The following is a 25,722-nucleotide window of genomic DNA, read 5'->3' as shown; positions in this document are numbered from 1 at the left end:
TGGCCACCTTCATCTCTTCAACACGTAAATATAATTCGATAAACTTACACATTCTCCTGCAAATCTTTTAAAAGTTTTGTCAGTTTATGTTGAAACATTTCTCGATCCTGCTCTGTGAAAGGCTTTGGGCCTTTCCCGTAATGGCCTCTTTTTCGTGCTTTGGCCGCAGTATGACGAGAATCCAACATGAAATCAATGTCACGATCGTTGAACTCACGACCACGAAAGGACAAAACATAACAACGTTTGCCAAGCGCAAGTGCCGCAAGTCCATAGTCCTGAGTGATAACCACATCATATGGCTTAATATGATTAGCAATATACAGGTCTGCGCTCTGATCACTGCGATCCACTTGCACGGTTCGTACCCCTTCTCCTCCTTGAAGCAAATGATCAAATGAAGAGACTAACAATACGGGGATGTTGAAAAGGCGAGCTGTTTGCGCAATCTCGGTTTTGACCGGGCAAGCATCACCATCCACAACAATGTGGCGTATATTTAACTCACTCAAACCCAGACCACCCGGTTTCATAAAATAGCTGCATATTGTTATATACGACCCCGGCCAGGCAAAATCCTTCTGCCGGAACGAGGGAAATCAAAGGCTAAAATACGGAGCGGTTGTCAAAAATACAATTCACAACCCGTTCCGTATATTTATACCCTCATATATCCTTCTTTAATACTGAATTTTAGCTTTGCGCCAAGTCTGTGGAAAAGGACTCATGAAATTCGCCCAATTACCAAACCAACTTGGAAAAATCAGCAAATCCTTTCAAGTCACGATCAATAGCCGCGAGTAAGGCAAGTCGGTTCGCCCGAACAGCTTCATCTTCAGCCATAACCATGACCGAATCGAAGAATGAGGTAATACCATCCTTCCAGGCAGATGCAATAGCCAGTGCTTCAGCAGCATGATGCTGAGTCAACGCCTGACGATATTCTGCATTCGTTTTGCTCCATGCCTCATGTAACTGACGTTCTCCATCTTCTGTGAACAGTTCTGGATGTACGGAAGCATTGGATGCTTTGGCCGCCAGATTACCCACACGGTTGAACGATTCAACCGTTGTTTTGAATGCGTCTCCTGTCATAACAGCCGCCATCAACGCTTCACCTTTTGGTACAACAGCGCTGATATCATCGAATCCGGAAGAAATTACGGCATCCACTACGTCGTAGCGAACTGTTTCGGACAACAATTTTTTCACACGAAGACCAAAGAAGTCTTGCAGATCTTTACGAACCTCTTCATCTGCACGTTTCAACAGGTTCATCTGGGCATGCACTTGAAGTGCTACTCCGAACACGTCTGACAATGTCAGCGGAAGCTTGTGATCCAGCAAAATCTGTACAATACCTGCAGCCTGACGGCGCAGCGCATACGGATCTTGAGAACCCGTTGGAATAATGTTGATGGAGAAACAACCCACGATTGTATCCATTTTGTCCGCAGCACTCACAATGGCACCAACAAGAGAAGCAGGGGATTGATCTCCAGCGAAACGTGGCTGATAGTGTTCAAATACCGCTTTGGCCACTTCTTCTTTTTCGCCAGCTTTACGAGCGTAATCCTCACCCATCACACCTTGCAGTTCCGGGAATTCTCCCACCATCAGTGTCACCAGATCGAATTTGCAGATATCTGCTGAGCGGCTAACGGATTCAGCAACATCACCGGATACTTGCAGTTTGGTAGCAAGTCCATCGGCAATCTTGCGAATACGACGCACTTTATCTCCAACCGTTCCCAATTCTTCCTGGAAGACGATACTTTCCAGCTTCGACAATGCATCCTTAATCTGTAGCTTCTGATCTTCCTCATAGAAGAACTTGGCATCAGACAGACGTGCACGCAGAACTTTTTCATTCCCTTTGGCAATAACGTCCAGTGAATCACTTCCACCGTTACGTACCGTCACGAAGAATGGCAACAATTGTCCTTCATTGTCCAGTACAGGGAAATAACGCTGATGCTCACGCATGGAAGTAATCAATACTTCTTGTGGAATATTCAAGAATGAGGAGTCAAATGTCCCGAACAATACGGTAGGTGTTTCCACCAGGAACAGAACTTCCTCCAGCAAGTCTTCCTTAATCGCAATATCCCATTTTTTCTCCGCAGCCAGTGCCTGAATCTGGGATACAATCATCTGTTCACGTTCCTGGATATCAGCAATGACATGTTCGGAACGCAACACTTCCACGTATGAAGACGGAGTGGAGATCACAGCCTCCTTACCGAGGAAACGATGTCCGCGAGTTACATTACCCGACTTAATACCTGTCACTTCCAGATCGATAACCTCACTGCCGAGCATAGCCACAATCCAGCGGATTGGACGTACAAATTTGAAATCATAGGAAGCCCAACGCATGAATTTTGGGAACGTCATGGCATGTAATACAGAAAGTAATCCTTCGCCAACTACAGAAGCCGTCTCCACACCTTTGCTGCTCTTCGTTGCATAGATATATTCGACACCGTTCAGTTCCTTGAACGTGAACTGGTCCGGTTCAACACCTTGACTGCGGGCGAATCCGAGTGCAGCCTTGCTCCAATTGCCACTGTCGTCCAGGGCAATTTTGCGTGAAGGACCTTTCACTTCTTCCTCGATATCTTCCTGCTTTTCAGCCACATTGTGAATCAAAACAGCCAGACGGCGCGGTGTAGCATATGCATTCACTTCACCATAAGCAATGCGGGATGCGTCAAGCCATTTCACGACACGCTCTTGCAGCTGTGCGATTGCTGTGCGCATAAAGCGTGCAGGTACTTCTTCCAACCCGATCTCGAACAACAAATCCTTAGACATGCTCGGCTCCCCCTTTCTTGATCAGCGGGAAGCCTAGCTTCTCACGCTCTTCCATATATGTTGCAGCGACTTGGCGAGCCAGATTACGAACACGTGTGATGTAACCCGTACGTTCCGTTACACTGATGGCTCCACGTGCATCCAACAGGTTGAACGTGTGGGAACATTTCAGCACATAGTCATATGCCGGGAATACCAGATGCTGCGCCATGGCCTTGTTTGCTTCTTCTTCATGCATGTTGAAGAGTGTAAACAGCATTTTGACATCAGATACTTCAAACGTATATTTAGAGTGTTCGAATTCTGGCTGACGGAATACATCACCATAAGTGATACCTTCCACCCATTCCAGATCAAACACATTCTCTTTATCTTGAATGTAAGAAGCCAAACGCTCCATACCATACGTAATTTCAACAGCTACCGGATTTGTCTCGATCCCACCGACCTGTTGGAAATACGTAAATTGTGTAATTTCCATTCCGTCCAACCATACTTCCCAACCAAGACCTGCACAACCAAGGGAAGGATTCTCCCAGTTATCTTCAACAAACCGAATATCATGTTTGAGCGGATCAATGCCAAGACGTTTCAGACTTTCCAGGTAAATTTCCTGAATATTGTCCGGAGAAGGCTTGATGATGACCTGGAACTGATGATGCTGGTACAGCCGGTTAGGGTTCTCACCATAACGTCCGTCCGAAGGACGACGGGAAGGCTCCACATAGGCCACTTTCCAAGGTTCGGGTCCAAGCGAGCGTAAAAAGGTCATCGGGTTCATCGTACCTGCCCCTTTTTCCGTATCGTATGGCTGGACAATAATACAGTTATGCTCGGCCCAGAATTGTTGCAGCGTTAGAATCATCTGCTGAAAATTCATAATCATGCTCCTTTTCAATGGTTTGTTAGCAAGCTTAGGACGGTGAAGACAACAATAAATAGCCCCCGTCCTACGCCTGTTGTACAGACGTAGGGACGAGAGCTATTCCCGCGGTTCCACCCTACTTGGCTTAGATCAAACAAGATGATCCTGTTCGTTCCAGCCCACTTTTCCGTGTCCATTCATGCTCCCGAGTGCCGTTTCAAAAACCGATTCAGCCAGGCTCCCACCATCCCCGACTCGCTCATTCATGATTCCCAAGTGTTATACAACGACTTGTCTCCATAAATGCAATAAATCCAGTCTTTTACTTTCTCGTTCAATGCATGTCTCATAAAGAGAAATTATATTTCATAATATATAAAATCTAGTATGAAGTCAAGATATAGTTTCATTTCCACCAAAACGCCTCAAATCCCGTACTTCTCCATCTGATCGAGGAAAGAACGGGATTTAAGATTCAGACCAAGCTGATGATCCATAAAGGCACGCATCAACTTTTTGATCTCATCACGGGTAGATTCACTCACTGATATATTCCCCAAGCGCTGCAGATCCAACTGTGCGAACAAACGCAACAACTTCAGAGCCTTTGGACTAACTGACATCGCTGGAGGATCAAAATGTTTGCACGCTCGACACAAGACGCCACCTAGTCTGGGACTTATAAACAACTGCTCATCCGGTCGCTCCTGATTGCAGGAGATGCACTCATCGAACTGTGGACCATATCCGGATGCCTGTAATATTTTCATTTCGTACAGACTTGTAATAACAACCGGATCTTTCTCATCCTTCAACGCCTGCAAACACGCCTTTAACTGTTTGAACCAAAATGTACCTGTCTCTTCATCCTGAAGCACCCGATCCAATAGTTCACACGCATAAGAGGCATAAGAGGCCTTGACCAGATCTTCACGCAACTCATGATAGGATTCAACAATTTCTCCAGCGTTCAGTGTGCCTAGACCTGTATTGCGAAAATATACATATTGACCATACGTAAACGGCTGCACCAGTGCAGCATGTCGGCTCTTGGGCTTTTTGGCACCGCGGACGAGTACCCCTACTTTCCCGCCGCTTTCGGTGCAAAGTGTAATGATTTTGTTCCCTTCGCCGTAGTCCATGCTGCGGATGACAATCCCTTCCACCCTGTATAGCATGCCTCGTCACCTAACCATTCCCGAATCAGCCAGTTATCCTTCGGCTTCTTCATCTTCAATCACTTCCCTTGCATTATCCGACTCCTGTCCTAACGAGTTACACGCCTCGGTATATAACAAATAGGACTCCACATCCCCCGTCATCGCAAAAACCTTCCACGAAAAATCTCGCATCGGAATTTCATCCTCTCTTCGGAAATGACGTCTGCATCTACCAAATAGGATGGAGTCTTGCAAGGTAAACTATGTGTTGCAATTACTGGATACAATTCCGACGATCAGTCACGTCCAAAGCCAAGGTCACGCAGAACCCGATCCTGATTTCTCCAGTCTTTTTTCACTTTAACCCACAGGTCCATGAAAATTTTGGAGCCAAGCAAATTCTGAATGTCGTGTCGAGCTCGTTTACCCACTTCTTTCAGAAGGGCACCTTGCTTGCCGATAATGATCCCTTTTTGGGAATCCCGTTCCACAAAAATGACTGCTGAGATATAAACGACACCATTATCTTGCACTTTCATATCTTCGATCGTTACAGCAATGGAGTGAGGCACTTCTTCACGAGTCATTTGCAGAATTTTCTCACGAATCAACTCGGCACATACAAACTGCTCCGGATGGTCAGTAACCTGGTCATCAGGATAGTACTGTGGACCTTCTGGCAAATACTTGCCGAGCTGTTCCAGCAACGTGCTGACATTGCTGCCAAGCATGGCAGAGACAGGAACGATTTCAGCGAAATCGTGAAGCTTGCGATACGTCTCAATGAGTGGCAACAGTGCTTCCGGCTCAATTTTGTCAATTTTATTCATGACAAGAATGACAGGTGTACGGATGTTTTTCAACTGTTCCGCAATATAACGGTCACCGCCACCCAAGCCTTCCGAAGCATCAATTAGGAACAGTGCTGCTTCTACTTCTCCGAGCGTATTCAGAGCAGTCTGGTTCATGTAATCGCCAAGTTTGGATTGACGTTTGTGAATACCCGGTGTGTCCAGGAATACGATTTGCTGATGTTCGGATGTATACACACCATGAATTTTATTACGTGTGGTTTGTGGCTTGTCCGACATAATCGCAATTTTCTGTCCGATCACTTGGTTCATCAGTGTCGATTTACCTACGTTTGGACGTCCAATAATGGCTACAAAACCGGATTTAAATGCTTGTTTTTTCATATGTTCCTCCTCAGGCGCCTAGGCCTGGAATATTGGTTTATTTTTTGGCAGAATTCAGATCAGAAGGCCCAAAAGCCCAAGGTAACAGTTCAGCAACGGTGGTCACTTGCAGATCACCTTTCAAGTTCCCCAAGATGACTTTCATATCAGGTTCACACAGTTCGTACATGACCTGACGACATACGCCACATGGAGCAATCGGACCATCCGTGTCTCCCACAATGGCAATCGCTGTGAAGCTGCGAGGCTTCTGCCCACCTGCAATGGCACTAAACATCGCTGTACGTTCAGCACAGTTACCTGGTGTATACGCAGCATTCTCAATATTACAACCATGATGCACATGACCTTCACTGTCAAGCAAAGCCGCGCCAACACCAAAATGGGAGTAAGGCGTATACGCCTTCGTACGTGCCTTAATTGCTTCTTGCATTAACAAACTGTTATCCATTAATAATCTCTCCCTTAGGGTGCAATATAAAATCAAACTAGTGCATTTACACTGGACACTCCGCTGTCAGAACAACCTTCCGAGCGCTGTTATCCCCAGATTTTTTTGATCCCTTTTAATAAGGGAAAATCCGGGGATAAAGGCGCACACTCCGTTTCTTCAGGTTTTTTCTGACCTCTCCGTTATCGTGTTTGCATCAAGTAAATTTATATTAGTGTGTAGTATTAAAATCAAATCAAAACAAGGTTAAAACAAAATCAGTACAAATCTAGCCAGCTCATCACCGGCTTAATGAAAACGATACAACCGATGATGACAGCGAATACCGCAGCCAGCAGAACTGCCCCGGCCGCGGTATCCTTTGCCGCTTTTGCCAGCGGGTGGATATGGGGGTGTGCCAAGTCAACCGCTGCCTCTACAGCCGTGTTCATCAATTCAGTCACCAGGACCAAAAAGACAGCGGTCAGCACAAACATCCAATCCGTTCTTGAGATTCTGAAAAAAAAGCCGGCTAAACACATCAAAATAGCCACTCCCGTGTGAACTCTCACATTACGCTGAGTCCGCAACCCATATGCGATTCCTTCCGCAGCATTGCGGAATACCAGACCCCAGGAGCGTCTTCTCATTATCGTGTCAACCCGGCCTGGGCCAATACCGCTTCTTGTTTGCCCATCATTTCAGCCTCACTTGCTTCATCCTGATGGTCGTATCCAAGCAGGTGCAAGAAACCATGGACAAACAGAAAACCAAGTTCACGTTCAAATGAGTGTCCATACTCTTCACTTTGCAGGATGGTCCGTGGTACGGAAATGATGATGTCTCCAAGAACATCCGGCATTTCTTCCATTTCTTCATCTTCGTCCAGCTCATAGATAATATCGAGCTCTTCATCCACCGTCTCGTTCATTGCAAAAGACAATACATCCGTAGGACGGTCAATACCGCGATAATCACGGTTCAACTCATGAATCTGCTCATCGTTCACAAAAGTCAGAGCCACTTCCCCGTCTGCAACACCTTCCGCTTCTCCTGCGAGATTCAGCAACTGTTCCAACATTGCAATCATCGGTTCTGTAATTTCTTTATCCTGTTGTTCATTATTCCATGCCAGATTAAGACTCATTCTTTCATAACTCCTGTCTGCTCATATTAGAGGTTGTTCAAAAAGCCTTACTAGCTTCATCCCATCTTCTCGTTACTGAAACCAACCTTTTTTGAACACGAACTATTATTAAATTAGCCTGCTTCGGGTGAAGTTGGCTTTGTTTTCTTAATCTCCTCCGGATATTCTATCCTGGAGTGGAAGATACCCATCACCGTTTCCTTCAATGTTCTGGCGACGATATCCAGTTCACGCATCGTAAGGTCACAATCATTAAATTGATGATCGTCCAATCGTCCTTTAATAATCTTCTCAATCATGGACTCCACTTGCTCCACTGTCGGTTTGCGCAAAGATCTCACAGCAGCCTCCACACTATCGGCAATGCCAACAATAGCCGATTCCTTGGACTGAGCCTTCGGCCCAGGGTAACGGAAATCTTCTTCCGTGAAATCAGGCTCAACGCCTGCTTCTTCCGCCTGGCGCAGTGCTTTGTGATAGAAATAGTGGAGAAATGTCGTGCCGTGATGCTGTTCAGCAATATCCCGAATAGGTCTAGGCAACTTATAATCCTTCTGCATTTCCACCCCATCGCGCGCATGGGCAACGATAATGGATTTGCTCAGTTTCGGATCAATTGAATCATGTGGATTCTCCATATTGTTCTGATTTTCAATAAAATAGATGGGGCGCTTCGTCTTGCCAATATCATGATAATACGAACCGACTCTGCAGAGCAATCCGTTAGCTCCTATGGCTTCTGCTGCTGCTTCGGACAGATTTCCTACCATAACGCTGTGATGATAGGTACCCGGTGTCTCCGTCAGCAACTTGCGAAGAAGCGGATGGTTCGGATTAGATAGTTCTACCAGTTTGAGCGCTGACAAAATGCCAAATGAAGTTTCAAAAAATGGCATCAGCCCAATAACCAGAATGGCAGTCAGTACGCCACCAGCAAATGCAAACCCAACACCATACAGTGTCGTGGTTCGGTTCCAATCGCCCGAGTCAATCAAAGCCAAGGTGAAGACGGCTATGGACCCGAACAGACAGACCATAATGGCCCCTTTCAGGATCGTTGATCGCTGGCTAGCCTTATGAGTTGCGAAGATCGCAACAAATGAAACCAATACAGCAAAGAAACCTAGTTCGAAGTCAAAAAGTTGACCCTGATGTGTATTCAAAATAATGCTGGACAACATACCGATCAAAATCGAACATACAAAGGCAAGCGAGGTATCCAGTAACAAGGCAATTAACATCGCTCCTACCGCAACAGGTGCAAGGAAGCCAACATAAGACCTCTCATTGGTCTGGATAATCGCCGTCACATGCATAACCACAATCGTAATAATAAAAATGAGAACAAGCATCAACAGCTGGGCATTATTATACTTAAAATGTGTTCCGCTGCCTTGCTGAATATACATCAGAATGGCTGCTGACAACAGGCAGGAAAACATAAGAAGTCCAAGCTGCGGCCAGTAGTTCACTTCATTTTTCAGCAAATCATTCTCACCCAGCAAAGTATACATCTCCGGGGTGATCATCTCACCCTTGGCAACTAATGTGTCCCCTTGCTTGATAAAGACGGTTTGCGTGTTCTCACGCGCCTGTACTTTGGCTTCCTTAGTTCCCTCTTCATCGTAGAAGCGGTTCGCGGTCACCACAAGGCGAGCAAGCTCTTGCACGACCTCACGTTGCGTACGCTTACCAAGAGAGCTGACACTCACCATCTCGGCTACTTTGGCACGAGCAGTGGTTGCATCGCTGATCTGATCCGTCATTAACCGGGCAACAATATCCCTCGCAACCGGCTTCATCTCCTGGATATCATCCGATGTCAGACGTGAGATTTTGATGTAAGTTTCTTCGGGAATACGGTAGCTTTGCTCCTGTACCACATTTCTGATTTCTTCCAAAAGAGTCTCGGAGTATGTACCGGCTTTCCGATTATTATTGATATAGTTGGTCACAAAATCCTTCTGGCGCTGTGGAATTTCATCCCGATAAATATCAATCTTATCCTGACTTGAAATCTGATCATCCTGATTTAATCGATCTACACGATCAAGCAGGGTAGTCATCAAATTTTCGTTTCGCAACTGGACAATCTGAAATATCGGCTGTACCCGTTCAGCAGCTTCTTCCTGTGCTTTGAGTGTGGCCTTGTTATTCGGAATCTGCATGGGCGCAGCAATGTCCACTTCACTCCGTGTCCCTTCCTGAATATCATAGCGCTCAGGGAGCAGTTTGGAAGCCAGACTGACGTAGAAAAGAATCACCAGAAACAAAAACAGAAGATAGCGTGCCCACACGCTATACTTCCATCCTGTAGCCTTATTCTGAAAAGATTTGCCTTTTGACGGTTCCTTCGAGGTCACTTTAGACAATCCCTTTCTATGCTTGATTTTCTGCGGCGTGGTTGTAAGCCACGATAATTTTCTGGACAAGGGAATGCCGTACAACATCTTGCTCGGCAAAATAGACAAATCCAATCTCGTTAACTTCGTTCAAGATCGTATTCGCTTCCACAAGCCCGGATTTCTTACCACGCGGTAAATCAATCTGTGTCACGTCTCCGGTGATGACCATTTTGGAGCCAAAACCAAGACGGGTTAGAAACATCTTCATCTGTTCCGGCGTTGTGTTCTGTGCTTCATCCAGAATGATGAAGGAGTCATCCAGCGTACGCCCCCGCATGTAGGCGAGTGGCGCGATTTCGATTAACCCTCGCTCCAGTGCCTTCGCGGTCTGTTCCTGTCCCATAACGTCATACAGGGCATCGTACAGCGGTCTCAGATAAGGGTCTACCTTCTCTTGAAGATCACCTGGCAAAAATCCAAGACTCTCTCCCGCTTCAACAGCAGGCCGTGTGAGTACAATGCGTTTGACGCTGCCTTCTTTAATTGCGGCAACAGCCAGTACAACAGCAAGGTAGGTTTTACCCGTACCAGCAGGACCAATGCCAAATACAATATCACGTTTTTTAATTGTAGTTACATAGTGCTTCTGTCCAATGGTTTTAACACGGATTGGTTTACCTCGGTATGTCGTTGTAATCTCGCCCTTGAACAGATCCAATAGCTGGTCTGCCCGCATATCCTTGGCAAGTTCAATCGCATACTTCACATCTCTCTCGGTTAACACATATCCATTGCGTATCAATTGCAGTAACACATCAAATAATTGTTCAAGCGATTCCACCTGTTGTGCGTTGCCAAAAATCACAATCTCCGCTTCACGGGATGCAATCTGGGCGGAAATCTCGGATTCAATCAGTTTAAGAAAAGTATCTTGGGGTCCAAAAAGAGATTGGCCCTCTCCCGCACTCTGGAGGGAGATTTGTATGCTGCGTGTTTGCTCTGACAAATATCCTCATTCTCCTTGACTATGGACTAGCGGAAGTTCTTCCGCAATGCTTTCTTCTACTTCAAATAAGACTTTCATATAAACTTTACCATTCTCTTTCTTCTCATGCAAAATTTTTTCACTTATAATTTTTGTTCCTTTGCCGTTTTTGGCGATAATATCGTTCCTTGCTCCTTCCAATCCTTTCGTTCTGGCCCATTCTATCGTCTGTTGTTGCTCATGCTCTCGGGTCTCCAGATCTTTCTCTGTCAGCCAACCCATGGGAAGTGTAAAGGATCGCCACGTTAATGGTTTATGATTACTCTCGGTATCAAATGAACTGAAAGGTGTACTTCCGTACCCCCACAGTTGAATCGCCCAATTCCCCAGCACCATGTAAAGACGTTCTTTGCTCTCACCTGTCATTGTATTATGTTTTTGCACCAGCGGAACCTCTACCTGATACTCACGCCATACCAGACCACGAACTTCGCCTTTGGCAACGATGGTTTTGGTGTTCTCCTCATCTCCGAGAATCCCCGAGATCAATACCTGACCCTTTTTGACACGCATGTCCTTCTGAACAACAGGGCGTCCCTGCTCCGCATAGATTTGAGTGACCACAGCATCTGACTTACTGATCAGATGTCTGGGGTTCAGTAATGGTTCGCGCTTTGGTTGGGCAGATTCTACGACCTGAATGGTAATGGTTGTCCCCTCTTTGCTCACGCCAATCCAGGTTACATCCGGCAGAGCGAGTGCAAGCTGCCTGGAGAGCTTGTCTTGGCTTTGCAGACGGAACCCCCATTGCAAAGGATATATGCCCTCTTTCTTCGCTGCTGCAAGCACCTCGTCGGTGGGAATGGTGACGTTACCCTTGACCTCCACACTCCATACCATGGACGACAACGCAAACAAAGCTGCCACAAAAAACAGCATACCCCCAAGAAAGAACTTCCTCCGCAGTAAACGGGCCGCAAAAAAGGGGAAACCGCTGCGATGGGTTACTTTCACCCTGCAGCCTGTCCGTTTCAACACAGGACGCAACCTGAAAAAATGCGGCAGCAGAATGTTCATCTCTGCCACGCGTCCATCGTGAGCACGCAGGTTCCAAACTTCCAGTCCCTGCTCTGCCACCGTGTTGATTAATGTTTCAATGTCTCCCCCAGTGACCGTGATTCGGACTGCTCCCCGCAGTTTATACAGACTGGGCTGCTTCATCCGTTCCCCTCCACTCCATTCATATGAATATCCAGAATCGTTCCTTCAACAGCTACTTCATCCGGCAAAATATTACGTATCACCAAGGCAGTTCCTTTGATCTCTAACTGGCCTTGGGAAAGAGCCAACACGATACGATCCGGCGTGAAATGGATGACACCGCGATGATTCTCTATATACAGTTGCTTACTGCCGATCAGGGTTAACCGTGGCATATCATAAAGCACATCCTGCGGCAGATCCAACACTTCACTGGTCCATCTGCGCAGCTTGCGGCTGATCCGGGTCATTCGAAGGTCTTCCCCCTTCCTCTACAGTTCAACTTATGCGCAGATTCAAGAATTTATGAAAATTCCGGGGCGTGTTAGGGACGAATGTTGAGAAAAAAGGATAGAACACAGAAAAAGCCGTCTCCGGCGGCTTCATGCTCACCAGAGACGGCTTTATTTCCGTCCAGCAACTTAACTTATTTACAGTTTCCCTCTTGTACCAAACGGCTGTTTGGAACGAGGAGAACCCAGTACTTCTGCCCACAGGACACCTGTGCGAATGTCTGCCGGACGAAGCGGAGACGCTCCCGATCCATCGCTGCTGGTCTCATCCCAACTGGAATCAGACACAACTGGCCGATTCGCAGAAGAGATGCGATTCAAGCGTTCTTCGATCAAACGTTGCTGTTCTTCCATGCCTCTCATCTGTTCCTCAAGTGAATTTGCCATCGCACTCATCGTGCCCTCACTTCTGTAGTCAGTTGCGGGGCGAGAAGATGCAGCAGGCTCCGAATACGGCTCATCATACTGATTCTCATATTGCACGTCATCATACCGATCATCATACTGTTCATCATAGCGGGGGTCTGTAGGTCCGGAAGACTGCTGCGGAGATGAATTGTCTCTTGAACGTTCATCCCGGCCTGAATCACCACTGCCTCCAAATGTAGGCATCCCGTTGGCAGGACGCTTTTTGTTCGGATCAGCCGATTTGGCAGCTTTCCCCAAGAAGGAGAAGAGTGCAAAACCGATGACGGCCACAATATACAGATTATCAAAAATCCATTCAAATAGGCCCATATGCACTCACCGCCTATCTTCCGTTTTTGGAATCACCCTGATCGTTGGAATTCGAACCTTCACCAGGTTTTCCCAATGTGTTACGCATTTGAGTATCCGCTTCAATGTTCTTCAGGTTCATATAATCCATCACACCGATTTTACCGTTACGAAGTGCCTCAGCCATTGCCAAAGGTACTTGGGACTCGGATTCAACAACGCGTGCTCTCATTTCCACTACGCGTGCTTTCATCTCTTGCTCTTGGGCTACGGCCATTGCGCGACGCTCTTCGGCTTTTGCCTGAGCGATACGTTTGTCAGCTTCTGCTTGCTCTGTTTGCAAGAAGGCACCAATGTTTTTACCTACATCAACGTCCGCAATATCAATGGACAGGATTTCAAAAGCAGTACCAGCATCCAGACCTTTGGACAATACAGTACGAGAGATCAGATCCGGATTTTCCAGGACGTCTTTGTGAGAATTGGAGGAACCGTTCGTACTTACGATACCTTCACCAACACGGGCGATGATCGTTTCTTCACCAGCACCACCGACGAGACGATCAATGTTGGCACGAACCGTAACCCGTGCTCTAACTTTAACTTCAATACCATCTTTGGCAACCGCAGAGACAATCGGTGTTTCGATAACTCGTGGGTTAACGCTCATCTGTACGGCTTGTAATACGTCACGACCTGCGAGGTCAATCGCAGCAGCACGTTCAAATTCGAGTGGAATGTTGGCACGTTGTGCAGCAATCAGAGCGTTTACAACACGGTCAACGTTACCACCGGCCAAGAAGTGACTTTCCAGTTGGTTCATTGAAAGTTTAAGACCGGCTTTAGTTGCTTTAATCATTGGATTAACGATACGGCTAGGCGTTACACGTCTCAGTCTCATCGCTACCAGTGTAATAATACTTACGCGTACGCCGGATGCAATCGCTGAAACCCAGAGCATAACCGGGAAAAAGCTGAAGAATACGCTCAATACGATAATACCTACTACCGCAATGAGCAAAATCGTAATCATAGATGTGTCCATTTAATTTCCTCCATTTGCAATTTGAATTTGATAAAAATGTTTGAGAAGACACTCATGAGTCCGCTGCTAAATGAAAGAATACACCACCTCGCTGGCAGCTTCAGCATGTGGTTATGTACATTGCCGAAGCGTTAATCCGCTTCGACAACAGAGCGAGTTACACCGGCAAAGCTTGCTGAACCACAATCCGGGTACCTTCCGCTTTAATCACAATAATCGGAGTATCGATGGGAATAAAATCTCCGTCGGTCACAACGTCAATTCGTTCCCCTTCAAACATCGCTGTTCCCGAAGGACGAAGCGGTGTCAGACTGATTCCTTGCAGACCAACCAGCTCTTTACGTTCTGTGGCTGATGAATAACCCCGATCCGCAGACATGCTATCACTCAGTATGAAGCGATTCCATATCCCTCGATCCTTAAAGAGAATTGAGATGATCGCAATGACTACCAGTGCTGCTCCAAAAGCGATACCCAGAGATACAAATGCATCACTCGTATCATAAGCAGCCCTTACAACACCGGCCACAAGCGCAATTGATCCCAAAATCCCCAGAATACCAAAGCTCGGAATAAACATCTCCAGAATCATCATGATGAGTCCGACGGTAAATAGCACCCATGTCTCTGCTCCGGCAAATCCCGCAATGTAATTACCCGAGAAATACAACACGAAACACACGATACCTACAATACCAGGAACTCCAAAACCAGGAACAATCAATTCAATGATCACACCCGCGATTCCGAGGAACAATAACACAGTCATCACAACCGGATTGGTAAGAAAAGAGGAAATATTCTCCGCTGTTGTTCTTTCTACCTTAAATACGTCATCCTGACTGTAACCGAGCCAAGCTGCCGCTTCTTCCGGTGTGTTGCTGATGTGGTCGGCATAACCAACTTTCAGCGCTTCTTCAGCCGAGAGAGCAATAATTTCACCTTTTTGTTTGGTTTTATTGATCTCTGGCATTTCAACAACGATGTTAACATCCGTCATTCCAGCTGCAATCTTGCCATCACGACCACTGATTTCAGCCGCTCCCTGCATTTTGCTTTTCCAGAATGCAACAAGCTTTGGATCATCAACATGTTTACCCGTACTGTCCACCATTGCTGCCGCACCAATCATACTGCCTGGTGACATTACGATCTTATCAGCATTCAGAGCCAGAAAACTCCCGGCTGAAGCAGCATCTCCACGGACAAATGCAACAGTCTCGATTGGACTGTCCTTAATTAGGGTACCCAATGCTTCTGCAGTGTCGACACGGCCTCCCGGCGTATTGATATCAAGAACGATCAGGCCAGCATTCATCTCTTCTGCTTGCTTGAACCCGCGTTCCATGAACTTGCCAAGTCCCTGCTCGATTGGTTTATCAACCGGAATAATATATACGGCACCACTCTTCTCAGCTGCATGCGCTGACGGTGATCCAATCCAGACAGGAAGCAACAGCGTCAGCAGCATTAAGAGCATCAATGGCCCCGTAAGCTTCTTCCGGCGCTTTCCCTTCACAATAGTCCCCCCTTTTCCATTAATGTTATACTGTCCAGCTTATGGTATTTATTACGTGCAATGCAACATTTCGTTTCAAAATCTTAAAATTATATTTGAAAACTCGATCAATTGCAAGAATAAAAATCCATAATAATATATATTAACCATTAAAAAGGAATTTCGTCACCCTAAGGACATCATGCCTTCTGATAAATGGAAAAAACACCTCCTGACAAGTCAGAAGGTGTTTATTGATTTGCTTTATTGCAGAAATTGTTGAACTGCTTGATTTACCAGTTTGCCGTCCGCTTTGCCTTTAACTTTCGGCATAAGGGCCGCCATGACTTTCCCCATCTCGGCTTTCGAAGAAGCACCGGTTTCCTGGATGGTCTGCTGTACAATAACTTTAATTTCTTCTTCGGTAAGCTGTGTGGGAAGGTACTGGATGAGTACTTCAATTTCCGCTTTTGCATTTGCCGCGAGATCTTCACGGCCCGCTTTGTCAAATTCTTGGAGGGCATCTTTGCGCTGTTTGATTTCACGACTCAGGATATCAAGCACTTCGTTGTCATCCAAATCTCTTTTCAAATCTATTTCAAGATTCTTGATCGTCGAACGAATCAACCGAATGTTGGAGAGTCTGAACTTGTCCTTACTCTTCATCGCTTGCTTCATATCTTCGTTCAATCGTTCGCTAAGATTCATGTAATTAAAATCCTCCTAAAACTTTCTCTTACGAGCAGCCTCGGACTTTTTCTTGCGCTTTACGCTTGGCTTCTCATAATGCTTACGTTTCTTCACCTCAGCCAATACGCCATCTTTAGCGATGGAGCGTTTAAAACGACGAAGTGCAGCATCAATAGTCTCGTTTTTGCGAACTTTAGTTTCAGACACCAGTTTTCCCTCCCTCCGACCAGACCGTCCAAGAGCAATAACACGGTTCATCATCTTACATTATAGGCGAAAGATAATAAAGGTGTCAACCTCAATGTAATGATCACTTATTTGAATCCATTTTATAACTCAAAGGTATTATGAAATGAATTCATTATATAAGCATTTGGTCACACATTCGTGGATTTAATGCATATGACTAAATCCTCAATATTAGTACCCATTAGCTCGTTTATTTGTGAGAATCGGACAGACTTGTTAACACGCCAAGTCTGGTACCACCCAACAAATGGTAATGCAGATGATGAACGGTTTGTTCTCCATCCTTACCACAATTGTTGATTAAGCGATATCCTGTTTCCTCCACGCCAAGACGCTTCGCCGCTTCTTGAGCAGCCAGATGAATCTCGCCGATCAATGGCAGATCTTCTGCAGTAACTTCATTCATGGAAGCAATATGTTTCTTCGGAATGACAAGAACATGTGTCGGTGCAGCGGGCTGGATGTCATGAAAAACGATAACATGGTCATTCTCCAGTACTTTATTGGAGGGAATGCTGCCCTCTACAATTTTGCAAAATAAGCAATCCATAGTTCATACCCTCCTTTGTATTCCAGTGTATGTATTCCCCTCTATCATACTAAAAGTAAAAACCCACGTCCAATCTTTAGACACACAACCAGGTATTCTAGGTCAACTCTCCATCTATCATCGAGCGAACACTATACAACATTGGATGTATACCAAGCTCTTTTATCGAAATATGGTTTTATCACGCACTTTTCCCAATTAAACAAATATGTATGGTTAATGACATACAAAAGGAGATTGGTTAATTTGACCGTTTATCAACATGTGCAGGAACTTATAGGTAATACACCTCTGCTTGAATTAACTCGTTATCCATTACCGGAAGGAATCCGCCTGTTCGCCAAACTGGAATTCATGAATCCCGGAGGAAGTGTGAAAGACCGGATCGGCAAGTTTTTATTGGAGAAGGCCTTGGCACGAGGAGATGTTAAACCAGGTGGAACGGTGATCGAAGCTACTGCAGGCAACACAGGAATTGGTCTTGCAATGGCGGCTGTAGGCCTGAATTTAAAGGTCATTTTCACGGTACCTCAGAAGTTCAGTGTTGAGAAGCAGCAGTTGATGAAAGCCCTTGGTGCTACGGTTGTCAACACACCCACATCCGAAGGAATCACTGGTGCCATACGCAAGGCGGAATCGCTGGCGAAAGAAATACCGGGTTCGTATATTCCAGGTCAGTTCTCCAATGCAGATAACCCACTCGCACATTATGAACATCTGGGTCCTGAGATTTGGCGTGATCTGAACGGGCAGGTGGATGTATATGTCGCCGGAGCCGGGTCTGGCGGAACTTTCATGGGAGTATCTCGCTATTTGAAGGAGCAAAAACCGTTAATTAAAACATGTATCGTAGAACCCGAAGGTTCGATACTCGCAGGAGGTCCATCGGGACCACATCGTACAGAAGGAATAGGGGTCGAAACGTTATCTTCTTTTATGGATGTGAGTTACTTTGATGCCATTCATACGATCTCAGATGAAGATGCCTTTGAGCGGGTAAAGGATCTGGCCTTGTTGGAAGGCTTACTGGTAGGAAGTTCCTCAGGTGCAGCTATGCAAGCCGCATTAAACGAAGCTGTTCACGCAGCTCCCGGAAGTAACATCGTTGTTATTTTCCCGGATAGCAGCGAACGGTATTTAAGCCAAAATATCTATAATGGAGGACAATGAAATGAGACCAAAAACCAAGCTGATTCATGCAGGTATTGTTGGTGATCCACACACTGGAGCAGTGAGTGTACCGATCTATCAAGTAAGCACGTATGAGCAAGAATCGGTTGGCGTACACAAAGGATACGAGTATTCACGAACAGGCAACCCTACCCGTCATGCGTTGGAAGAAGTCATTAAAGAGCTGGAGGATGGCGTTCGAGGTTTTGCTTTTAGTTCGGGCATGGCTGCGATTCACGCTGTACTATCTCTGTTGAAAACTGGAGATCACGTCATTCTGACGGATGACGTATACGGCGGGACTTACCGCATTTTCACCAAGGTGCTGAGTCGTCTGGGGATCGAGTCTACCTTTGTAGATACTACCTCACCACAAGCACTGGAAAAGGCTTTGCAATCCAATACAAAGGCCATTTATGTAGAAACACCTACCAATCCGTTACTCAAGGTCACCGATATTACTGCTGTAGCGAAATGGTCAAAACAACATGAGTTGATGTTCATCGTGGATAACACGTTTAGTACACCTTATTGGCAGACCCCGCTGGCTCTGGGAGCGGATATTGTATTGCATTCTGCAACGAAATACATCGGCGGTCATAGTGATGTCGTGGCAGGACTTGCGGTTGTCAACAGCGAGCAACTTGGTGAAGATCTGCATTTTATTCAAAATGCAATTGGCGCAGTCCTGGGACCCATGGATTCCTGGTTGTTAATGCGAGGTCTTAAAACATTGGGATTACGGATGGAAGCGCAAGAACGCAATACAGAGCAGCTTGTGACATTTTTGAATCAACATCCAGCAGTAAGCAAAGTCTATTATCCCGGGTTGCCCGACCATCCACAGCATAAGCTTGCTTCCACGCAAGCGAGAGGTTATGGCGGTATGGTTTCCTTTGATGTAGGCAGTGCTGAAAAAGTAGATGACGTGTTAAGCAAAGTCCGTTATTTCACATTGGCTGAAAGTCTGGGCGCGGTGGAAAGTTTAATTTCTGTCCCTGCCCGAATGACGCATGCCTCCATTCCTTATGAACGTCGGCAAGAATTGGGGATCACGGATGGTTTGATTCGTATCTCCGTTGGGATCGAGGATGTTGAAGATTTACTTGAGGATTTGAAATCTGCATTAAGTTGAGGGCATTTTGAAGTCCATGCTGGCCGATACTCGCGAATGGGTAGTCGACGATTTTCTAAGGAACACAGGAAGTCTTATTTGGCGTTCAGGCTCTCATTTGAAATTATAAGGATCAGCAGGCACGTTATTTCCCAAAACACCCTCAAAAAAATGCTAAAAACGGCTGTTTATCCGGTTATAACGTGTATCAGATTCCTTAAAATTCTGAGGGCGCTTCAAAGCCTTGAATAAGATGCCTCAGATTCGTCAGCGCTCACATCATGCTCCGCTCCTCCAACCGCGGGTAAGAGAACAGCATTGATTCCACACGAAGCGAAGCTTTTTATCGGAATAGAGAATTAAAGCTATGCGGTGTCTTGATCGTTAGCTCGCACATAGGAACGTTCTCGCATATTCAGGGTAGGTACGCCTCTACTGCGGCAACGTTCAGAGCAGCTTCTGTTTTCAGTAAGTTTAAATACACGTTATGTGCCATCCGTTCATCATCGACCTTACACTAATTAGATTCAAAAAAAGGTCATGCCTTACAGAAGTTCGCTTCTGCACAGGCATGACCTTTTTGGATATTCGGTATGTTGCCAGTTGTATTGCAATGACTATCGCGATACATCAGGCTGAGACTCTGTATGTGATAAGACCTCTCTATTTTATGCTGTACGATGCCATGAACGGAACATCCATCCTCAGCTAGTTATTCTCGAGGATTTTCATAGGGTGCATAAGAATGTGTCACTTTAGTTATGACTGTTTTTTCTAATCTCAATAGTACGGTAAAAGGGTTAATGCTGTAAGCGCAAATAACGGGAGCACCAGTCGGTTAAAACGTCTACGGCCATAACCATAATACGGATAAGGTGTAGGGTAGCCGTAACCTGGATAAAATCCGCGAGTATGACCTATTGGATAGTTTGCTCCAGGCATTGCATTTGGAGCCCAGTTCGCATGATTCACCATGGCTTCCGGTCCAACGGGAACAGCCAGGTAGATCATTTCGTCATCCACATTTTCCATAATGCCATCGTAGTGCATACCGTCATTCATCTGTACACATACATAACGGTGCATGTGTTCCTTACATATTTTCTTTGCTTCCACTTTTTCCACTTGCCAACGCCTCCCTGATTCAGCTCTTGATCACCTTTTCATGGTATTCAGAACTGGGCGAATTGACACTACTGACGAAAAAACACAAAAAAAGAAGCACCCCGTGAGCGGCTTCCTTGGAAGTCTGCTGCGCGGACATCTATTCAGGAAACGTCCTGATCAGATGTCCGCCGGGGTACTTAAATAAAGTTTGTCGGCTTAACTGTAGTATAACAGCGGGATGAACCTGTATCTGTGATGTAACTCACTCCGCTAAGTTATAAAAGCAAGAAAAGAAATATTTTCACAAAAATAACATTCCGTAATAGTGCGTGTTTAATAGGCACCATTCATAATCAAAAGCGGACTTTTTGAACAACCTCTAATATTCATTTTGCTTGGACTATTAGAGGCGCTTCTATGATCTATATTGCTTACACATTGCCCTCTACAGAGTCTCCAAGACCACACGTGAGCCGTTTCCGGCCTCACCTGCTGGAATCACCACAAGTTTGCGCGGCAAGCGTGCACGCAGTTCAGGCACGTGACTGATGACACCAACAGCCAATCGATCGTCATGCAATTTTTCCAGAGACGTAATGACGGTATCCAACAGTTCAGGGTCAAGGGTACCAAACCCTTCATCCAGGAAGAAGAATTGAAGTGGGTACTGACCTCGCAGCTGAATCTGGGCCGACAGTGCCAAGGCCAGTGACAACGAAGTCAAAAATGTCTCGCCACCTGACAGCGTTGATACCGGTCGTTTGACTCCCCCGTTGGCATCATCACAGATCACAAAACCACCACCGGAATCCACCTCCAGTGAATAACGCTGTTTGGTCAGGAAGCGCAGACGCTGAGATGCCGCATGACTAACCTGCATCAGTTGCTCTTCGGCAATATACTCAACAAAAGCATTGCCTCTGAACGCGGATTGCAGCTTGCTGAGCAGTTCGCCTTGACGGCTTACCTCCACCCGCTTGTTCTCCAGTTCGGTCCAGCGAACATGTCGCTGCTCCACATCCTCCAAATCACGTTCTGCACGTGCTTTGGCACGAAGGGAAGCCTCATCCTCAATTCGGATCTGCTGCAAACGTTCGGTGCAGGCTAACCACTGTTCCTCCGATACGACAGCACCACCCAGCTTTTGTTCCAGTTCACGCAACTGGGATGCCAGTTCACGCTCACGTTCACGGTGCTGCTGGATCTCCCCTGCCAGTCGCTCTGCTTCCTGTGAAGGAATTGCCGCGGATACAACAGCATCATCTGAGTCAAACGGAGATTGTTCCAGCAATTGCTTCCACCGTTCCTGTGCTTGTTGCAGATGTTCTGTAGCCGAGGCGGCTGCCTGTTGAGCCATAACGTCTTTCTTAGCTGATTCCTGCTTCAGCGTGTCCGCCTCTTTGAAGCGTTGTGCCGAGTCCGAAGCTGTTTTCCGCAGTCCATCCAGACGAGCCTGAGCCGCAGTAATCAGATCTTCTACCCGTTGCTCCCCAACCCACTGGCGCAAGCGTTCTTCCTTCTCGGCCAGCTGTTTGCTATTGCCCTGCCACTCCGTTTGCCACTGAATCAGTTGTTTGTCCAATTCAACCAGTTTCTGCTGGAGAGATTGAATGATTTGGTCTTTTTCCTCAAGGAACGTCACGCTTTTGTTCAGACGTTCCTTGATGTCTTCGGCGCGCGCATCGCGCTCCTGCATCGCCTGATAGAGGGCCTTGGCCTCCTCCTGAGCGATGCCGGGCAGTTCCGAGGCCCAGCGGCTCTGCAAGGCAGCCGCTGCGGCCTCGCTCTCGGCCAGCTTGCGCTCCGCCTGGGCGAGCCCGGCACGGCCGGCCTCTTGCGCAGCTGCCGCTTCCATGCGGCGCTGCTGCGCGCCCACAGCCGCCTGCTGCAACGCGGCGGCTTCGGTCTGGAGCGGCGCTGCTGCGCCAGCCAGCGCCTGCGCGGCTTCGCGCAGCGCAGCGGCACGCGATGCCCAGCCTGCCGGGGAGCGCCCGTGTTCGGGCGACCCGGCGGGCTCAGGCTCCGCTGCCGCAGGCGCGGCCTCGGCTGCGGCCGGAGCTTCGCCGGCCGCAGCGCCAAGCTGCGTCAGCAGGCTACGACGTTCGTGCAACTGCTGGCGCAGCCCAAAGCGCAGCTCCTGCAGCTCCGCGTGCAGGCTGCGCAGCAGTTCCAGGTCCGCGTCGCCTGCGTGCGGACCTTCTCCCGGCGGCGCAGCCGGGAGCGGGTGATGCGGCGAGCCGCACACCGGGCATGGCTCGCCGTCGTGCAGCTCGGCGCGCAAAGCCGAGGACAGCCGGTGCAGCTCCTGCTCCCGCATCGTGCCACGCAACTGTTCCTCCGCAAGGGCCAGCAGGCTTTGTTCGCGGCTAATATCCTGCTCACAGGCAAGCAAGGCCTCAAGACCTGATGACGCCTGTTCTACCAGATGCTGACGCTGATCACTCAGGCGTTTTTCTTCCTCAGCCGCCGCCTTCAGCTTGTCGGCTCCCTGTTCTGCCGATTGCTTATAGGCCTGCATGTCAGCCTTATTTTGCTGCAACTGCTCCGCGGCAGTATCCACACGATGTTTCAGTTCTAGCGCAGCTTGAAGTTGCCTGCGTTCCTCTGACTTCACTTCATTTGGCTTGAGGCTCTCCTGTAGTTCCTCTCGCCGTTTGCGTCCGCGCTGTTGCAGTTCCTTTTCTTTCTCAAGCTGCTGTCCCAGCGTAGTTTGTTCGCTCTGCCCCTGTTCCAGCAACTGCGCGAGGCGCGAGCAATCGGCTTGAAGTCCGTCCCGTTCACGTTGCAGCTCTTTCGCTTGTTCGAGTTGCTCCAGGCGCAGCAGAAGTTTCGGTTCTTCCTCAGTCATTTGCTTGCGTGCCGTCTCAGCCTTCTCCGCTTCCTGAACAGCCAGACGCTCATGTTCCAGTGCTTGCTGATGAGCTGTCTCGGCAGTATCCTGCCGCTGCTTCTGTGTAGTCATGGCATCTCGAACCGTCTGCAATGCAGGCAGTATTGTATCTGCCGCAACGGATTGTTTCAGCCGTTGTTCGCCTACCTCTATCTGTGGTTCCAGTGCTTTCAGCTTCTGCTGTTCATCCGTCCGGGCCTGCCGTTCGTTACTTAACTCACGAATTTTGCCCAGTTGTTCAGCTTCCTTCACAGCTTCATCCAGCGCTTTGCGGGACAATTCAGACTGCTGAACAGCGGTTTGAAGAAGCCGTTTCGTTTCTTCCAGCGTCTCCTTACTGGCATTGCCCAGTCCCTGTTGCTCCGCAGCAAGAGATTGGTGAACCATATCATTATCCTTGACCCGCCGACTTAATTTGATGGCCAACTGGTCCCCATACTTCTCCAGATGGAATAATCGTTGCAGCATTTGGCGACGTTCACTGCCTTTGAGTGACAAAAACTCGGCAAACTTTCCTTGCGGAAGCACCACTGCCCGTGTAAAATCATCCATCTTCAAACCGATCACATCTTCAACGCAGCGATTCACATCTGCCAATTTGTCGGCAAGTACCTGTTCTTCGCCATTAACCGTCTCTATGAATTTGCTGATCGTGTTACTCACCGAAACTTCATTATTTCGTTTGAAACGTCGCTCTACCCGGAACCTTCGAGTGCCTTCCGCCGACATCAGTTCAAATGTAAAAGCAACCGACAACGAATCCTCTGCATGATTCATAATGCCTTGCGTCCCGTTCACCGCGCGTTCCACTTTTCCGTACATGGCGAGTGTGATGGCATCGAGCAAGGAAGATTTACCACTGCCCGTTGGACCGAAAATACCGAATAGCCCCGTCTCTGTCAGCACGGTAAAATCAATCTCCTGCATCTCCCGGTAACTTTGCAGTCCGGCAACTTTTAATAGAATTGGCTTCATCTTTCCTCGACCTCCTCACGCGCACCCGGCTCGTCTTCATCCACAAGTTCCAGGAAAAGCTGTACCAGGCTGTCTTCCGGTTGTGCACCACCGGTCTGACGCTGATAAAATTTACGGAACAGTTCGTGGACCGGCAGCTCGGATCGTTGTTCCAAAAGTCCTGCTGCAGCCATCTCGGGATACACCGGGCGAATATGAATGATACCTTCATGTGATTTTCGCAGCTGCTGAATCTCCTTCAGGGACATCGCCTCGTCCAGCCACACTTCCATGTCGATAAAAGCCTGTGGATCACGCCCCTCATCCAGCCAGCGATATACTTCTGCCAGACCACCACGGGCCTGCCAACGTACAAGCGGACGCCCGGACGTTAACAAAACTTCTTCTACCTGTGCTGCTCCACCCGGCGCCAGATCAACCATCGTGACAGACTTGCTCTGCCCTGCTTCCGAGAAGCTGTAGGCGAGAGGAGAACCGCTATATCGAATCACACCGTCTCCTTTGACAGCCTGTGCACGATGAAGATGCCCAAGCGCCGTGTATTGCGCACCAGTCGATAAAGATGATGGATCCACCGTGTAGGCCCCACCGATCTGAATCGGACGTTCCGAATCACTCTCAAGTCCGCCGAGCACATAGATATGGCTCATGGCCAAGTTCACGGTATCCGGGCGAAAAGAAGCTGCCAGACGCTGCATTAACATGCCCACCCGGTGACTGTATGCCTGACGAAGCACATTTTCGTCCCCATCTGTTGTCAGCAGTTCATTCAATCTGGCTTCAGAAGGATAAGGTAATGCGGCAATCTGTGCAATTTCTCCGGTTCGCTTTGCATGGATGGTTACCGCTTCTGAAGTAGGCATCCCTACGAGTGTAATGCCCTGTCTGTTCACAAGTGGAGTTACAGAAGCTACACGTTCTGGCTGATCATGATTCCCTGCAATCACCACAAGAGGTCTTCCATGCTCCGTCAGACGTGCTGCCGCTTCATAAAAAAGCTGTTCCGCCGCTGCGGGAGGATTAACCGAATCATACACATCTCCGGCCATCAATATGGCATCTGCCTGCTGCTCATCAGCGACCCTGACGAGTTCATCAACAAAATCTTCCTGTTCACGCAGTCGGCTTCGTCCTTCCAGCGTTTTTCCCAAATGCCAGTCCCCTGTATGCAAAATACGCATCGTCCGTTCCACCCCTCTCCCATATGAAATCCATGGTT

24 protein-coding genes are annotated in these 25,722 nt (G+C 47.6%); 2 read left to right on the top strand and 22 right to left on the bottom strand.

The features are described 5' to 3' along the window. Positions 1-44: 44 nt before the first annotated feature. The 19 genes from AC1DE7_RS16035 to AC1DE7_RS15945 all read right to left on the bottom strand — a co-directional run bounded on the left by AC1DE7_RS16035 (position 45) and on the right by AC1DE7_RS15945 (position 17,247). Entirely contained in the window at positions 45-533 is a 489-nt protein-coding gene (locus AC1DE7_RS16035) for a YaiI/YqxD family protein (protein ID WP_047843776.1), read from the bottom strand. Between the two features lie 208 nt (positions 534-741). After that, entirely contained in the window at positions 742-2,817 is a 2,076-nt protein-coding gene (gene glyS / locus AC1DE7_RS16030; protein ID WP_036615031.1) for a glycine--tRNA ligase subunit beta, read from the bottom strand. Beyond that, positions 2,810-3,697, bottom strand: coding sequence for a glycine--tRNA ligase subunit alpha (gene glyQ / locus AC1DE7_RS16025; protein ID WP_017687252.1), 888 nt, complete (start codon positions 3,695-3,697; stop codon positions 2,810-2,812). The genes glyS and glyQ overlap by 8 nt, the downstream gene beginning before the upstream one ends. A 410-nt stretch (positions 3,698-4,107) precedes the next feature. Then, positions 4,108-4,860: a DNA repair protein RecO gene (gene recO / locus AC1DE7_RS16020; RefSeq protein WP_477534788.1), complete on the bottom strand. Its 753-nt coding sequence runs from the start codon at positions 4,858-4,860 to the stop codon at positions 4,108-4,110. A gap of 33 nt (positions 4,861-4,893) precedes the next feature. After that, positions 4,894-5,034 carry a YqzL family protein gene (locus tag AC1DE7_RS16015; RefSeq protein ID WP_074095877.1) on the bottom strand — a complete coding sequence of 47 codons (141 nt, stop codon included), beginning with the start codon at positions 5,032-5,034 and terminating at the stop codon, positions 4,894-4,896. Positions 5,035-5,138: 104 nt separating this feature from the next. Further along, positions 5,139-6,038, bottom strand: coding sequence for a GTPase Era (era, locus tag AC1DE7_RS16010; RefSeq protein WP_047843779.1), 900 nt, complete (start codon positions 6,036-6,038; stop codon positions 5,139-5,141). Between the two features lie 37 nt (positions 6,039-6,075). Next, positions 6,076-6,489 (bottom strand): cytidine deaminase, encoded by a 414-nt coding sequence (locus tag AC1DE7_RS16005; RefSeq protein WP_340386901.1) that lies wholly within the window; start codon positions 6,487-6,489, stop codon positions 6,076-6,078. 257 nt (positions 6,490-6,746) lie between these two features. Continuing rightward, the gene (locus AC1DE7_RS16000) at positions 6,747-7,118 is read right to left on the bottom strand and encodes a diacylglycerol kinase family protein (RefSeq protein WP_340984620.1); all 372 of its coding nucleotides are present in this window, start codon (positions 7,116-7,118) and stop codon (positions 6,747-6,749) included. After that, entirely contained in the window at positions 7,118-7,615 is a 498-nt protein-coding gene (gene ybeY / locus AC1DE7_RS15995) for an rRNA maturation RNase YbeY (RefSeq protein ID WP_036674804.1), read from the bottom strand. The genes AC1DE7_RS16000 and ybeY overlap by 1 nt, the downstream gene beginning before the upstream one ends. Positions 7,616-7,728: 113 nt before the next feature. Next, on the bottom strand, positions 7,729-9,978 hold the full coding sequence (locus AC1DE7_RS15990; RefSeq protein ID WP_477534824.1) for an HD family phosphohydrolase: 2,250 nt from the start codon (positions 9,976-9,978) through the stop codon (positions 7,729-7,731). Positions 9,979-9,994: 16 nt separating this feature from the next. After that, on the bottom strand, positions 9,995-10,966 hold the full coding sequence (locus tag AC1DE7_RS15985; RefSeq protein WP_477534787.1) for a PhoH family protein: 972 nt from the start codon (positions 10,964-10,966) through the stop codon (positions 9,995-9,997). 6 nt (positions 10,967-10,972) lie between these two features. Next, positions 10,973-12,166 carry a sporulation protein YqfD gene (gene yqfD / locus AC1DE7_RS15980; protein ID WP_477534786.1) on the bottom strand — a complete coding sequence of 398 codons (1,194 nt, stop codon included), beginning with the start codon at positions 12,164-12,166 and terminating at the stop codon, positions 10,973-10,975. Continuing rightward, positions 12,163-12,456: a sporulation protein YqfC gene (gene yqfC / locus AC1DE7_RS15975; protein ID WP_017687241.1), complete on the bottom strand. Its 294-nt coding sequence runs from the start codon at positions 12,454-12,456 to the stop codon at positions 12,163-12,165. The genes yqfD and yqfC overlap by 4 nt, the downstream gene beginning before the upstream one ends. 180 nt (positions 12,457-12,636) lie before the next feature. Continuing rightward, the gene (locus AC1DE7_RS15970) at positions 12,637-13,236 is read right to left on the bottom strand and encodes a hypothetical protein (protein ID WP_076318858.1); all 600 of its coding nucleotides are present in this window, start codon (positions 13,234-13,236) and stop codon (positions 12,637-12,639) included. Positions 13,237-13,249: 13 nt separating this feature from the next. Further along, positions 13,250-14,260 (bottom strand): flotillin-like protein FloA, encoded by a 1,011-nt coding sequence (gene floA, locus AC1DE7_RS15965; RefSeq protein WP_036615045.1) that lies wholly within the window; start codon positions 14,258-14,260, stop codon positions 13,250-13,252. 157 nt (positions 14,261-14,417) lie between these two features. Beyond that, entirely contained in the window at positions 14,418-15,740 is a 1,323-nt protein-coding gene (locus AC1DE7_RS15960) for an NfeD family protein (RefSeq protein WP_477534823.1), read from the bottom strand. Positions 15,741-16,022: 282 nt separating this feature from the next. Beyond that, the gene (locus tag AC1DE7_RS15955; RefSeq protein ID WP_017687237.1) at positions 16,023-16,466 is read right to left on the bottom strand and encodes a GatB/YqeY domain-containing protein; all 444 of its coding nucleotides are present in this window, start codon (positions 16,464-16,466) and stop codon (positions 16,023-16,025) included. Positions 16,467-16,481: 15 nt separating this feature from the next. Continuing rightward, on the bottom strand, positions 16,482-16,655 hold the full coding sequence (gene rpsU / locus AC1DE7_RS15950; RefSeq protein WP_005547957.1) for a 30S ribosomal protein S21: 174 nt from the start codon (positions 16,653-16,655) through the stop codon (positions 16,482-16,484). A 232-nt stretch (positions 16,656-16,887) separates the two neighbouring features. After that, a complete protein-coding gene (locus AC1DE7_RS15945; RefSeq protein WP_024628477.1) occupies positions 16,888-17,247 on the bottom strand; it encodes a histidine triad nucleotide-binding protein in 360 nt (119 codons plus the stop codon). 246 nt (positions 17,248-17,493) lie between these two features. Here AC1DE7_RS15945 and AC1DE7_RS15940 point away from each other — a divergent pair, with 246 nt between their 5' ends. Together AC1DE7_RS15940 and AC1DE7_RS15935 are read left to right on the top strand one after the other, a co-directional pair. Next, a complete protein-coding gene (locus tag AC1DE7_RS15940) occupies positions 17,494-18,417 on the top strand; it encodes a PLP-dependent cysteine synthase family protein (RefSeq protein ID WP_253502000.1) in 924 nt (307 codons plus the stop codon). Position 18,418: 1 nt separating this feature from the next. Continuing rightward, the gene (locus AC1DE7_RS15935; protein ID WP_282320712.1) at positions 18,419-19,552 is read left to right on the top strand and encodes a bifunctional cystathionine gamma-lyase/homocysteine desulfhydrase; all 1,134 of its coding nucleotides are present in this window, start codon (positions 18,419-18,421) and stop codon (positions 19,550-19,552) included. 759 nt (positions 19,553-20,311) lie between these two features. Here AC1DE7_RS15935 and AC1DE7_RS15930 read toward each other — a convergent pair. From AC1DE7_RS15930 to AC1DE7_RS15920, 3 genes are all read right to left on the bottom strand, one after another. Then, a complete protein-coding gene (locus tag AC1DE7_RS15930; protein WP_036674796.1) occupies positions 20,312-20,656 on the bottom strand; it encodes a hypothetical protein in 345 nt (114 codons plus the stop codon). A gap of 427 nt (positions 20,657-21,083) precedes the next feature. Continuing rightward, on the bottom strand, positions 21,084-24,503 hold the full coding sequence (locus AC1DE7_RS15925; protein ID WP_477534785.1) for an SbcC/MukB-like Walker B domain-containing protein: 3,420 nt from the start codon (positions 24,501-24,503) through the stop codon (positions 21,084-21,086). Next, positions 24,500-25,684 (bottom strand): exonuclease SbcCD subunit D, encoded by a 1,185-nt coding sequence (locus tag AC1DE7_RS15920; RefSeq protein ID WP_127545229.1) that lies wholly within the window; start codon positions 25,682-25,684, stop codon positions 24,500-24,502. Before AC1DE7_RS15920 ends, AC1DE7_RS15925 begins: the two co-directional genes overlap by 4 nt. Between the last annotated feature and the right edge of the window lie 38 nt (positions 25,685-25,722).

This window comes from Paenibacillus sp. 10L310 (assembly GCF_056395745.1).
This window is presented reverse-complemented; position numbering and strand designations above follow the sequence as displayed.